This window comes from Streptomyces sp. NPDC001980 (assembly GCF_040296885.1).
GTDB lineage: Bacteria > Actinomycetota > Actinomycetes > Streptomycetales > Streptomycetaceae > Streptomyces.
In genome coordinates this window covers 34,606-47,704 of record NZ_JBEOYD010000008.1, presented here as the reverse complement: position 1 = coordinate 47,704, position 13,099 = coordinate 34,606, and the positions used below count along the sequence as shown (strand labels likewise).

Below are 13,099 nucleotides of genomic sequence, written 5' to 3'. Positions count from 1 at the left end.
TTACTTCCCCTGTTCCTTGAGCTCGGGGCGGCCCGGCTGCTCGCCGCCGCGCTCCTTGATGTACGTCTCGGTCGGCACCATCACCTTGCGGCGGAAGATGCACACCAGCGTGCCGTCCTGCTTGTAGCCCTTGGTCTCGACGTAGACGATCCCGCGGTCGTTCTTCGACTTCGAGGGCCACTTGTCGAGCACGGTCGTCTGGCCGTAGATCGTGTCGCCGTGGAAGGTCGGCGCCACGTGCTTGAGCGACTCGATCTCCAGGTTGGCGATCGCCTTGCCCGAGATGTCCGGCACGGACATGCCGAGCAGCAGCGAGTAGATGTAGTTCCCGACCACCACGTTCTTGCCGAAGTCCGTCGTCTTCTCGGCGTAGTTGGTGTCCATGTGGAGCGGGTGGTGGTTCATGGTGAGGAGACAGAACAGGTGGTCGTCGTACTCCGTGACCGTCTTTCCGGGCCAGTGCTTGTACGTCGCACCGACCTCGAACTCCTCGTACGTGCGTCCGAACTGCATCGCCCTCATGCCTCCGGGATCTCGAACTTCGACGTACGGGTCATGCCGGCGGCCCGGCCCTTGCCCGAGATGACCAGGGCCATCTTCCGGCTGGCCTCGTCGATCATCTCGTCGCCGAGCATCGCGGAGCCCTTCTTGCCGCCTGCCTCGGACGTGTAGTAGTCGTACGCGTCCAGGATCAGCTCGGCGTGGTCGTAGTCCTCCTGCGACGGCGAGAAGATCTCGTTGGACGCCTCGACCTGCCCCGGGTGCAGCACCCACTTGCCGTCGAAGCCGAGCGCGGCGGCGCGCTGCGCGACCTCGCGGTAGCCCTCGACGTTGCGGATCTGCAGGTAGGGGCCGTCGATCGCCTGCAGGTTGTTGGCGCGGGCGGCCATCAGGATCTTCATCAGGATGTAGTGGTAGGCGTCCGCCGGGTAGCCGGGCGGCTGCTCGCCCACGACCAGCGACTTCATGTTGATGGACGCCATGAAGTCGGCCGGGCCGAAGATGATCGTCTCGACGCGCTGGGACGCGGTGGCGATCTCGTTGACGTTGTTGAGACCCTGCGCGTTCTCGATCTGCGCCTCGATGCCGATCTTGCCGACCTCGAAGCCCATGGTCTTCTCGATCTGGGTCAGCAGCAGGTCCAGCGCGACGACCTGCTGGGCCGTCTGGACCTTCGGCAGCATGATGCAGTCGAGGTTCTGGCCGGCGCCCTCGACGACGGTCACGACGTCACGGTACGTCCACTCGGTCGTCCAGTCGTTGACCCGCACCACGCGCGTCTTGCCGGTCCAGTCGCCCTCGTTGAGGAACTTGACGATGGTGTGCCGCGCCCCGGGCTTGGCGAGCGGCGCGCACGCGTCCTCCAGGTCGAGGAAGACCTGGTCCGCAGGGAGACCCTGCGCCTTCTCCAGGAAGCGGGGGTTCGAACCGGGCACGGCCAGGCAGGAGCGCCGCGGGCGGAGCCGGTTGACGGGCGTGGTCATGCGGGGACCTCCAGGGGGTCGAGCTTGTTCGCTTTCCGGATCTCGTCGACGATGCGGCCGATGATTCCGGTGATGTCGAAGTCCTTCGGGGTGAAGACCGCGGCCACTCCGGCTTCCCTGAGCTGCTCGGCATCACCGTTCGGGATGATGCCACCGGCGATCACCGGTATATCTGTGGCACCGGCCACACGGAGTCGTTCCAGGACGTCCGGGACCAGCTGGGCGTGCGACCCGGAGAGGATCGACAGGCCGACCGCGTGCACGTCCTCGGCCAGGGCCGCGTCCACGATCTGCTCGGGCGTCAGCCGGATCCCCTGGTAGACCACCTCGAAGCCGGCGTCCCGCGCGCGCACCGCGATCTGCTCGGCGCCGTTGGAGTGACCGTCGAGACCCGGCTTGCCGACGAGGAACCTCAGCTTGCCGCTGCCCAGGTCGCGCGCGGTGGCGTCCACCTTGGCCCGCACCCCGGCGAGCGCCGAGCCCGCCTCGACGGGAACGGCCACCGGCGCCGAGGAGACCCCGGTCGGCGCCCGGAACTCGCCGAACACCTCCCGCAGGGCCCCGGCCCACTCACCGGTCGTCACGCCCGCGCGGGCGCACTCCAGGGTGGCCTCCATGAGGTTGTCGGTGCCCTTGGCGGCCTCCTTCAGCCGCTCCAGCGCCTTGCAGGGCCGCGGGTGGTTGAACGGCGGCTGGTAGCGCGTGTCGCGCCAGTGCCCGATCGCCGCCACGACCCTCGCCTCGACGGCCGGGTCGACCGTCTGGATGGCCGTGTCCAGGTCGGCGGTCAGCGGGTTCGGCTCGGTGGTCTCGAAGATGTTGACGCCGACGATCTTCTCCTGGCCGGACTCGATCCGGCCCCGCCGCTCGGCGTGCGAGGCGACCAGCTGAGACTTCAGGTAGCCCGACTCGACGGCCGCCATCGCGCCGCCCATCTCCTGGATCCGGTCCATCTCCGCGAGCGAGTCCTCGACCAGCTGGGCGACCTTCGCCTCGATGACGTGCGAGCCCTCGAAGATGTCGTCGTACTCCAGCAGGTCGCTCTCATGGGCGAGCACCTGCTGGATGCGCAGCGACCACTGCTGGTCCCAGGGCCGGGGCAGGCCGAGCGCCTCGTTCCAGGCGGGGAGCTGCACGGCACGCGCGCGGGCGTCCTTGGAGAGCGTCACGGCGAGCATCTCCAGCACGATCCGCTGGACGTTGTTCTCCGGCTGCGCCTCGGTCAGCCCGAGGGAGTTGACCTGGACGCCGTACCGGAAGCGGCGCTGCTTGGGGTTCTCGATGCCGTACCGCTCGCGGGTGACCTGGTCCCAGATGCGGCCGAACGCCCGCATCTTGCACATCTCCTCGACGAACCGGACGCCGGCGTTCACGAAGAAGGAGATGCGGGCGACGACGTCACCCATGCGCTCCTGCGGCACCTGGCCGCTGTCGCGGACCGCGTCCAGCACGGCGACGGCGGTGGACATCGCGTACGCGATCTCCTGGACCGGCGTGGCGCCCGCCTCCTGCAGGTGGTAGCTGCAGATGTTGATCGGGTTCCACTTCGGCAGGTGGGAGACCGTGTACGCGATCATGTCCGTCGTCAGACGGAGGCTCGGCACCGGCGGGAAGACGTGCGTCCCGCGGGACAGGTACTCCTTGACGATGTCGTTCTGGGTCGTGCCCTGGAGCTTGGTGATGTCCGCACCCTGCTCCTCGGCGACCACCTGGTAGAGCGCCAGCAGCCACATCGCCGTGGCGTTGATCGTCATCGAGGTGTTCATCTGATCCAGGGGGATGTCCTGGAAAAGGCGGCGCATGTCACCAAGATGGGCCACGGGCACGCCCACCCGGCCGACCTCGCCGCGGGCGAGGATGTGGTCGGGGTCGTAGCCGGTCTGCGTCGGCAGGTCGAACGCCACCGACAGACCCGTCTGGCCCTTGGCGAGGTTGCGCCGGTACAGCTCGTTGGACGCCTCGGCCGTGGAGTGCCCGGCGTACGTGCGCATGAGCCACGGCCGGTCCTTCTCCCTCGGCGCCTGCGGCACGGACTTCCGGCCGCCTTCGGCGATCTGACGCTCAGTCATCTATGACCTCGGGTGTCTCAGATGTTGCGGAAGCGGTTGATGGCGTCGAGGTGCTTGGCCCGCATCTCCCCGTCGCGCACGCCGAGGCCCTCCTCGGGGGCGAGGCAGAGGACGCCGACCTTGCCCTGGTGCAGGTTGCGGTGCACGTCGTAGGCGGCCTGGCCGGTCTCCTCCAGGGAGTAGACCTTCGACAGGGTCGGGTGGATCTTGCCCTTCGCGATCAGCCGGTTGGCCTCCCAGGCCTCGCGGTAGTTGGCGAAGTGCGAGCCGATGATCCGCTTCAGGGACATCCACAGGTAGCGGTTGTCGTACTCGTGGTTGTAGCCGGAGGTGGAGGCGCAGGTGACGATCGTGCCGCCCTTGCGGGTGACGTAGACCGAGGCGCCGAAGGTCTCGCGGCCCGGGTGCTCGAAGACGATGTCGACGTCCTCGCCGCCGGTGAGCTCACGGATGCGCTTGCCGAAGCGCTTCCACTCGCGCGGGTCCTGCTCGTGCTCGTTCTTCCAGAACCTGTAGTCCTCGGCGTTGCGGTCGATGATCGCCTCGGCGCCCATGGCCCGGCAGATCTCCGCCTTCTGCGGCGAGGACACGACACAGATCGGGTTGGCGCCGCCGGCCAGCGCGAACTGGGTGGCGTACGAGCCGAGCCCGCCGCTCGCGCCCCAGATCAGCACGTTGTCGCCCTGCTTCATGCCGGCACCGTTGCGGGAGACCAGCTGGCGGTAGGCGGTGGAGTTGACCAGGCCCGGGGCCGCGGCCTCCTCCCAGCTGAGGTGGTTCGGCTTGGGCATCAGCTGGTTGGACTTGACGAGCGCGATCTCGGCGAGGCCGCCGAAGTTGGTCTCGAAGCCCCAGATGCGCTGCTCGGGGTCGAGCATGGTGTCGTTGTGGCCGTCCGACGACTCCAGCTCCACGCTGAGGCAGTGCGCGACGACCTCGTCACCGGGCTTCCAGGCGTTGACGCCCGGGCCGGTGCGCAGGACGACGCCCGCGAGGTCGGAGCCGATGATGTGGTACGGCAGGTCGTGCCGCTTGGTCAGCTCGCTGAGCCGGCCGTAGCGCTCCAGGAAGCCGAAGGTCGACAGCGGCTCGAAGATCGAGGTCCACACCGAGTTGTAGTTGACACTCGATGCCATGACGGCGACCAGGGCCTCGCCCGGGCCCAGCTCGGGCAGGGGGACCTCGTCGAGGTGGATCGACTTGCGCGGGTCCTTGTCGCGGGTCTCCAGGCCCGCGAACATGTCCGTCTCGTCCTTGTGCACGGTGATCGCGCGGTACGACTCGGGAAGCGGCAGGGCGGCGAAGTCGGCCGGCGTCGATTCCGGCGACTGGATCGCGTCCAGAATGGCCTGAGTGGTCACGGTGTTGCCTCCGGCGGTGTGCGCCCCCCTGAGGGGGAGGGGCGCTGAGGGTTACGTCGGTGCTGCTGAGGGTTTCGGGAAGGTGCCGTCGGTTCGGCGGGGTGGTGCTTCGGCAGCGCTTTGTGGCGCGGGAGGTTGCCTGTGACGCAGGCGTCCGGCGGGTGGGCCGATGGGCTCACCGGGACAGGCCGGACACCATCAACGTATGACACCGCGTGTCAGGCGGCAAGGCACTGAGTGCCAGAAATCGCTCTCAGATGAAATCTTTACGTAACAAATGAGCGATGATCGATCAAACCTACTGGCGGGTAGGGGAAAATGGCCCGTCTTGCGGGAGACGTCCGGACGTCGGGGGCGGGCCGTGAGGTGTGGCTCACACGAGCGGCGTGACGCACACGTCAGGGCGCGGTCGGAGGAGATCCAGCCCGTCCGGCGACTGCGTACGAGCGGCGGAGCCGCGATCCGGTGACCGCGACCCGCCACTACCGTCGCTCTACGACCGCTCCTTCAGCGCCTGCTCGATCGTGCGCATCACTTCGTCGAGCGGCGCATCGGTCCTGGCCACCGTCACCAGTACCTCCCCCTGCGAGGCGACCGAGGCCGACGCGGCCGATCGGGGCGCAGCCTCCCGGCCCGCCCCGATCCCGTTCCCGAACGTCTTCCGCACGATCGCGAAGGCATGGTCCAGCTGCAGCTCGACGTCCCCCTGCCCGCCGGCTCGCAGCCAGCGGCGCAGCACGTGGTTGTGGGCGGTGACCACCGCCGACGCCGCGACCTCGGCCAGCAGCGGGTCGTCGTTCGCGTCGTCCGCGTGGGCGTGCTCGTCGAAGTGGCCGAGGAGGTAGCGGGTGAAGAGGCGCTCGTAACGGGCCACCGACGCGATCTCCGCCTCGCGGAGGGTGGGTACCTCGCGGGTGAGCTTGTAGCGGGCGACCGAGATGTCCGGCCGGGCCGCGTACATCTTCATGACTTCCTTGATGCCGCGGCACACCGTGTCGAGCGGGTGCTCGTGGGCCGGGGCCGCGTTCAGCACGGCCTCGGCGCGGATCAGGGTGTCGTCGTGGTCGGGGAAGATCGCCTCTTCCTTCGAACGGAAGTGGCGGAAGAAGGTGCGGCGGGCGACCCCGGCCGCGGCCGCGATCTCGTCGACGGTGGTCGCCTCGTACCCCTTCGTCGCGAAGAGCTCCATCGCGGCGGCCGCCAGCTCCCGGCGCATCTTGAGCCGCTGGGCCGCCGCGCGGCTGCCCGCGGCGCTCTCCGGCGCGTCGGGCGTGGCGGGGGTACGTGAGGACTTGGCGGGCTGGGGCATGACCCGAACGTACTGCATGTGCGCAGCTTGATGCGCAGGTCCGGGGTTTCCCCCGCCCGCGAAGGGCGGGGGAAGGCTGCGTCGGGCGGGCGGGGGACGGCCGCCCGGGTCGAGCAGTCCGCCCCAGTCCTTCTCGTCCCCGAACCAGTCGCCGACGCCGTCAGCGGCGGGCATATTCGCGGAAGCCACGGCCGGTCTTGCGGCCGAGGCAGCCCGCGGCCACCAGGTGCTCCAGGAGCGGCGCGGGCGCGAGGCCCGGGTCGCGGAACTCCCGGTGCAGCACCTTCTCGATGGCGAGCGAGACGTCCAGGCCGACCACGTCGAGGAGCTCGAACGGGCCCATCGGGTAGCCGCCGCCGAGCTTCATCGCCGCGTCGATGTCGTCGAGGGACGCGTAGTGCTCCTCGACCATCTTGATCGCGTTGTTCAGGTACGGGAACAGCAGGGCGTTGACGATGAACCCGGCCCGGTCGCCGCAGTCGACCGCGTGCTTCCTGATGCGGCCGCAGACCTCGCGGACCGTGGCGTGGACGTCCTCGGCGGTGAGCACGGTACGGACGACCTCGACCAGCTTCATGGCCGGCGCCGGGTTGAAGAAGTGCATGCCGATCACGTCCTGCGGCCGCGAGGTGGCGCGGGCGCAGGCGACGACCGGCAGCGAGGAGGTGGTGGTGGCCAGGACCGCGCCGGGCTTGCAGACCTTGTCCAGCGTCGCGAACAGCTGCCGCTTGACCTCCAGGTCCTCGGCGACCGCCTCGACGGCCAGGTCGACGTCCGCGAAGGCGTCGTACGAACCGGCCGGGGTGATCAGGTCCAGGGTCTGTGCGGCCGCCTCGGCGGTCATCCGGCCCTTGCCGACGGAGCGGTCCAGGGACTTGCCGATGCGGGCCTTCGCCGCCTGTGCCTTCTCCTCGCTGCGGGCGGCGAGGACGACCTCGTACCCGGCCTTGGCGAAGACCTCGGCGATCCCGGAGGCCATGGTGCCGGAGCCGGCGACGCCGACCGAGCGGACCGTACGGCCGGGGGTGAGCGCGGCGCCGTCCAGCGGGGTGAGCGCGTCCCGGACGACGCCGGCGCTGCCCGGCGCCTCGTAGGAGTAGAAGCCGCGGCCCGACTTGCGGCCGGTCAGGCCCGCCTCGCTGAGCTGCTTGAGGATGGGCGCCGGGGCGTGCAGGCGGTCGCGGGACTCGGCGTACATGGCCTCCAGGACCGTACGCGCCGTGTCGATGCCGATCAGGTCCAGCAGGGCCAGCGGGCCCATCGGCAGGCCGCAGCCCAGCCGCATGGCCGCGTCGATGTCCTCGCGGGAGGCGTACTTCGCCTCGTACATCGCGGCGGCCTGGTTGAGGTAGCCGAACAGCAGCCCGTCCGCGACGAACCCGGGGCGGTCGCCGACCGCGACCGGCTCCTTGCCCAGCTCGATCGCCAGGTCGGTGACGGCGGCGACGGCGCCCGGCGCGGTGAGCACCGAGGAGACGACCTCGACCAGCTTCATCGCCGGGGCCGGGTTGAAGAAGTGCAGCCCGAGGACGCGCTCGGGGCGGGCCGAGTCGGCGGCCAGCCGGGTCACGGAGAGCGCGTTGGTGCCGGTGGCGAGGATGGTCTCGGGGCGGACGATGCCGTCCAGCTCCCGCAGGACCTGGTGCTTGATGTCGTACGACTCCGGGACCACCTCGATGACGAGGTCGGCGTCGGCGGCGGCCGTCAGGTCGGTGCCGGTGCGGACCCGGCCGAGGATGTCGGCGCGCTCCTGCTCGGTCAGCTTGCCGCGGACCACGGCACGGGCGGTGGAGGACTCCAGTGCGGCGACGGACCGGGCGGCCTGGGCCTCGCCGACGTCGATGCCGATCACCTGGCGGCCGGCCTTCGCGAGGACCTCGGTGATACCGGTGCCCATGGTGCCGAGGCCGACGACGGCGATCGTCTGGAGCGGGGACAGGGAAGGGTCGGACTGGGGAGTGGCCATCGCGGGACTCCAGGAATGAGGGTGACGACTGGAAACGCTCCCGGGTGCGCCGAGGGGCGCACCGGGTGCGGAGAGAGCTGCGTGAATGCGGGTGGTGCCGGGCTGCGAGCGCACACGCCCGGTGCTGCCGCCGCGGGCGCGCACACGCCCGGGAGCGGCGGATTCCGACCGGCCCTGTCCCGAGCCGGGTCGTACTGCGGTACGAGGTACCGAACCGACCTTCGTCCTCACGGCGGCTGCGTCACCAAACCGGCGTGAGCGTTAGTGCGAGTGGGTGACTCGCTCGATTGAGCTTAACCGGCGGGTAACGAGCGCGCCAGCCCCCCGAGTTTGTGATGTACGTCCCTCCGCCCCCGCGACCCCTCTACGCTGGGCTTCGTGGACGAAGAGTTGCGATCACTCACGGAGCGTTTGCGGCAGGAGTCGCAGGGGACGGCCGCCTTCGACCGGCTCCTGGCCACCGAGGACCACGACGAACTGGCGGAGGTGCTCACCGCGGCCGGACAGCCCCTGTGGGCCAGGGAGCTGGCGGCGTTCCGGCTGGGGGCGGCCGGCGACCCGCGGGCCTTCGAGACCCTGGTACTCCTCCTCAACCACCGCGACCCACCCCGCTGCGCCTCCGCCTCCTACGCCCTCGCCCGCCTCCAGGACCCGCGCACCGCCCGCGCGGCCGCCGCCCTCGCCACCAACGAACTCCGCGTCGCCTACGCCCTGCACCCCGTCCGTCTCCTGGTCGAACTCCGTGCCCCGGAGTCCGTCCCCGCCCTGATCACCACCCTGGAACGCCGGCTGCGCCCGCACGATCCCTACCGCAAGGTCGCCCTCGCCTGCGTGGACGGTCTCGGCGCCCTCGGCGACACCCGCGCCCGCCGCGTCCTGACCGAGGCCCTGGCCCACCCCACCCTCGCCGAGGCGGCGGTCCAGGCCCTCGCCCGCATCCCTAGGCAGAGGTGACGCCGAGCTCCCTGACGTACCGAACCTCGGGCACCGGCACCCCGTCGACCTCGTACGGCTCCTCGACGCCGTCGGCCGCGAAGCCCGCGGCCTCGTAGAACCGTCGGGCGCGCGCGTTCTCCTTCAGCACCCACAGATACAGCCGCGCGTACCCGGCGCACTGCTCAAGGACCGTCGCGAGCAGCGCCCGCCCGGCGCCGGTCCCGAGGTGCGCGGCGTCCACGTAGATGGCGTACAACTCGGCGTCCCCGGTGCGCACTTCACCGTCCCGGTACGGCCCGTGCGCCGCCCATCCCACGATCGTGCCGCCCCGCTCGGCGACCAGCTCCGTCACCCCGTCCCCGCCGTCCCGGAACCTGGCCCGCCGCCGCTCGGCGTCCCGCTCGACACTGAGCCCGTCCAGGAACGGCTGCGGCATGAGGCCCCGGTAGGCGTACTGCCAGCCCCGGACGCGTATCTCCGAGACCCGGTCGCAGTCGTCGAGCGTCATCGGGCGGACATGGAGGGACGCGTCATGGGCAGAGGTGACGTGGGCCGAGTTGTCGTTCATGACGGCACCCTAGGGACCGGACGGCTCCGGCCGCCCGGGATTCGGCGTCAGCCGGCCACCACCGCCAGTGCCTCGATCTCCATCAGGAACTGCGGGGCGACGAGCGCGGCCACCTGGACGGCGGAGGCGGCCGGGAGGCGGTCGTCGGGTATGTGGGCGGCGCGGGCCGCGCGGACGGCCGGCAGATGGGCCATGTCCGTGACGAAGTAGGTGAGTTTGACGACGTCGTCGAAGTTCGCCCCGGCCGCCGCCAGGCAGCGGCGCAGGTTCTCGAAGACCTGGCGGGCCTGGGCCGCCGGATCGCCCTCGCCGACCAGCTCGCCGTCCTCGTCCAGCGGCAGCTGGCCGGAGACGGCGACGAACCGGCCGGTCGCCGCCACCACGTGCGTGTACTGGGCGGCGGGGGCGACTCCGTCGGGGGCGGGGATACGGGTCAGATCACTCATGCGTCCATGGTGGACCACGGGTCTGACAACGCCCCCGACGGGACGTCAGGACCGGCTCAGCCGCGGAAGCCCAGCAGCCCGTGCAGGGTCGAGCCGCGAGACGACGTCGAGGCCGCCTTGGTGGTGAGGGGCTTCGGGTCGGGGGTCTTCCTGCAGACCGCGTCGACGGTGCCGGCGCTGTGCGGGACGGTGCCGTCGGTCAGGTAGGCGGCGAGGTGGGCGTCCAGGCAGGTGTTGCCGCTGAGCGTGATGCCGTGGTTGCCGCCGCCCTGCTCCACGACCAGGCTGGAACCGGCCAGCAGGCGGTGGACCGTGACGCCGCCCTGGTAGGGGGTGGCCGCGTCGTCCGTCGCCTGGAACAGGAGGACCGGCGGGAGCTTCCCGTTGGCGATGCTCGGCGCCTTCAGAGCCTTCGTCGGCCAGTACGCGCAGGACGCGTTGTACCAGGCGTTGTTCCAGACCATGAAGGGTGCCTTCTCGTACGCCGCCGAGTTGTCCTTGCGCCACTGGTTCCAGTCCCGCGGCCAGGAGGAGTCCCGGCACTGGACGGCCGCGTAGACGCTGTAGCCGTTGTCGCCGGACGCGTCGACGGCGGCGAAGTTCTGGTACGCCTCGACCAGGGCGGCCGTCTTCTTGCCGTTGACGTAGGCGGAGAACGCCTCGGCCAGGTAGGGCCAGTAGCCGTTGTAGTAGCCGCCGGGGATGAAGGTGTCCTCCAGTTCGGAGGCGCCCACCTTGCCGCCGGCCGGCTTCTTCGCCAGCGCGGCCCGCATGGCGTACCACTTGGCCTCGACCTTCTCCGGGTCGGTGCCGAGCTTGTACGTCGAGTTGTACTTCGCGATCCACGCCATCAGGGCGCGCTGGCGGTCGTTGAACGCGTAGTCCTGGCTCAGGTTGTCGTCGTACCAGACGCCGATGGGGTCGACGATCGAGTCCAGGACCAGGCGGCGGATCCGGTCCGGGTGCAGCTTCGCGTAGACCGCGCCCAGGTAGGTGCCGTACGAGTAGCCGAAGTAGCTGATCTGCCGGGCGCCGAGGGCCTGGCGGATCGAGTCGAGGTCCTGTGCGGCATTGACCGTGTCGAGGTACGGCAGCAGCTTCGCGTACTTCTTGCCGCAGGCCGCCGCGAACGACCGCACCCGCTTGAGGTTCGCTTGTTCGAGGGCGGGGGTGGCCGGGACCGAGTCGGGGCGCACCGGCTTGAAGTAGCCGGGTGCGCAGTCGATCGCCGGGCTGCTCTTCCCGACGCCGCGCGGGTCGAAGCCGATGACGTCGTACCGGGCCGCCACCTTCTTGGGCAGCGTGGACGCCACGAAGCCCGCCAGGGTCAGCCCGCTGCCGCCGGGGCCGCCGGGGTTGACCAGCAGCGGCCCCTGAGAGGCCGACGCGGTGTGCGGGACGCGGGAGAGGGCGAGCGTGATCTGCCGCCCGCGCGGGTTCCGGTGGTCGAGGGGCACCTTGACCGAGCCGCACTGGAGCGTCGGGTAGTCGGTGGTGCCGCACTTCGTCCAGGTCACCGGGGAGACCTGGACGGGGGCTCGGGTGGCGGCGGTCGCGGGCAGGGCGGTGACCGAACCGGCCACGACGGCGGCGACGGCGCACAGCACGGCTGCGCGTGTTCGCATGGGTCCTCCCAGGACGGAGGGTCGCGGACCGCACGTGCCACGGTCCTCGCCGCATCGTCCCGGAAACGGGACCCGGAAGAACGCATTCTGACGATGAATGACCCAATTGGTCCGAGGCTTGCGCCCGAACGCCCCCGGGCCCGCAGGTCGGTCAGAGCAGGGTGAGCTGGGTCGGCTCCGGCAGCGCGGGCTCCTCCTCCGCCGCCGGTACCGGGATCCGGCGGGCGGTGTCCGCGCGGTTCGGCCCGATGCCGTACTCCTCGGCCAGCTCGTGCACCTGACGGGTGATCCGGCGCTGGTACCACTTGGGAGCGTAGGCGCCCTCCGCGTACAGCCGCTCGTAGCGCCGCACCAGGTGCGGGTGGTGGGCCGCGAGCCAGCTCATGAACCACTCGCGGGCGCCCGGCCGCAGATGCAGCACCAGGGGCGTCACCGAGGTGGCCCCGGCCGCCGCGATCGCCCGCACGGTGGCCCGGAGCTGGGCCGGGTGGTCGCCGAGGAAGGGGATCACCGGCGCCATCAGGACCCCGCAGCCGATGCCGGCCTCGGCGAGGGCGCGGACCACGTCCAGACGGCGCTCGGGGGCCGGGGTGCCCGGTTCCACGGTCCGCCACAGCTCGGGGTCGACGAAGCCGACCGAGACCGATATGCCGATGTCCGTGACGTCCGCCGCCCGGCGCAGCAGGTCGAGGTCGCGCAGGATCAGGGTGCCCTTGGTCAGGATCGAGAACGGGTTCGCGTGCTCGGTGAGGGCGGAGATGATCCCCGGCATCAGCCGGTAGCGGCCCTCGGCGCGCTGGTAGCAGTCGACGTTGGTGCCCATCGCGATGTGGTCGCCGAGCCAGCGGCGCGAGCCGAGCTGGCGGCGGAGCAGCTCCGGCGCGTTGACCTTGACCACGATCTGGGTGTCGAAGCCGATCCCCGTGTCCAGGTCCAGATAGCTGTGGGTCTTGCGGGCGAAGCAGTACACGCACGCGTGTGAGCAACCCCGGTACGGGTTCACCGTCCACTCGAACGGCATCCGCGAGGCGCCCGGTACCCGGTTGATGATCGAGCGGGCCCGCACCTCGTGGAACGTGATTCCTCGAAACTCGGGCGTGTCGAAGGTCCGGGTCGTGACCGCGTCCGCGCCGAACAGCGCGGTGCCGGCCCGGCCGTGATCGGCCTCCTCGGTGAGGTTCTCCCAGCGCATGACGCCTCCTCGGTAGCACTTCCCACAGAATAGAACATCTGTTCCCATGATCGTGCGAACGATCTGTGGAGACCGCGCGGACGCCGTTTCCGATCACGTTTCCGATCGCTTGCGGTACCCCGATTTGGGCGGCCGGGCGCCGG

11 protein-coding genes are annotated in these 13,099 nt (G+C 70.4%); 1 reads left to right on the top strand and 10 read right to left on the bottom strand.

What is annotated here, in order from left to right; genetic code table 11:
• The 6 genes from ABT137_RS14275 to ABT137_RS14250 all read right to left on the bottom strand — a co-directional run bounded on the left by ABT137_RS14275 (nt 1) and on the right by ABT137_RS14250 (nt 8,189).
• Nucleotides 1-513: a MaoC family dehydratase gene (locus ABT137_RS14275; protein ID WP_217547894.1), complete on the bottom strand. Its 513-nt coding sequence runs from the start codon at nt 511-513 to the stop codon at nt 1-3.
• Nucleotides 514-518: 5 nt separating this feature from the next.
• Nucleotides 519-1,484, bottom strand: coding sequence for an HpcH/HpaI aldolase/citrate lyase family protein (locus ABT137_RS14270; protein WP_351707630.1), 966 nt, complete (start codon nt 1,482-1,484; stop codon nt 519-521).
• Nucleotides 1,481-3,553 carry an ethylmalonyl-CoA mutase gene (locus ABT137_RS14265; RefSeq protein ID WP_351707627.1) on the bottom strand — a complete coding sequence of 691 codons (2,073 nt, stop codon included), beginning with the start codon at nt 3,551-3,553 and terminating at the stop codon, nt 1,481-1,483. Before ABT137_RS14265 ends, ABT137_RS14270 begins: the two co-directional genes overlap by 4 nt.
• 17 nt (nt 3,554-3,570) lie before the next feature.
• Nucleotides 3,571-4,914 (bottom strand): crotonyl-CoA carboxylase/reductase, encoded by a 1,344-nt coding sequence (ccrA, locus tag ABT137_RS14260; protein WP_351707624.1) that lies wholly within the window; start codon nt 4,912-4,914, stop codon nt 3,571-3,573.
• A gap of 493 nt (nt 4,915-5,407) precedes the next feature.
• Nucleotides 5,408-6,241 carry a TetR family transcriptional regulator gene (locus ABT137_RS14255; RefSeq protein ID WP_351707621.1) on the bottom strand — a complete coding sequence of 278 codons (834 nt, stop codon included), beginning with the start codon at nt 6,239-6,241 and terminating at the stop codon, nt 5,408-5,410.
• A 142-nt stretch (nt 6,242-6,383) separates the two neighbouring features.
• A complete protein-coding gene (locus ABT137_RS14250) occupies nt 6,384-8,189 on the bottom strand; it encodes a 3-hydroxyacyl-CoA dehydrogenase family protein (RefSeq protein ID WP_351707618.1) in 1,806 nt (601 codons plus the stop codon).
• A gap of 378 nt (nt 8,190-8,567) precedes the next feature.
• Here ABT137_RS14250 and ABT137_RS14245 point away from each other — a divergent pair, with 378 nt between their 5' ends.
• Entirely contained in the window at nt 8,568-9,143 is a 576-nt protein-coding gene (locus ABT137_RS14245; protein ID WP_351707615.1) for an adenylosuccinate lyase, read from the top strand.
• Here ABT137_RS14245 and ABT137_RS14240 read toward each other — a convergent pair.
• From ABT137_RS14240 to ABT137_RS14225, 4 genes are all read right to left on the bottom strand, one after another.
• A complete protein-coding gene (locus ABT137_RS14240) occupies nt 9,130-9,693 on the bottom strand; it encodes a GNAT family N-acetyltransferase (RefSeq protein WP_351707613.1) in 564 nt (187 codons plus the stop codon). The two genes, ABT137_RS14245 and ABT137_RS14240, sit on opposite strands and share 14 nt — an antisense overlap.
• Before the next feature lie 47 nt (nt 9,694-9,740).
• Entirely contained in the window at nt 9,741-10,139 is a 399-nt protein-coding gene (locus ABT137_RS14235) for a RidA family protein (RefSeq protein WP_351707610.1), read from the bottom strand.
• Nucleotides 10,140-10,195: 56 nt separating this feature from the next.
• Nucleotides 10,196-11,764, bottom strand: a complete 1,569-nt coding sequence (locus ABT137_RS14230; protein ID WP_351707607.1) for an alpha/beta hydrolase — start codon at nt 11,762-11,764, stop codon at nt 10,196-10,198.
• A gap of 151 nt (nt 11,765-11,915) precedes the next feature.
• Complete coding sequence (locus ABT137_RS14225) at nt 11,916-12,956, bottom strand: Rv2578c family radical SAM protein (RefSeq protein ID WP_351707604.1); 1,041 nt, start codon at nt 12,954-12,956, stop codon at nt 11,916-11,918.
• Nucleotides 12,957-13,099 lie beyond the last annotated feature (143 nt).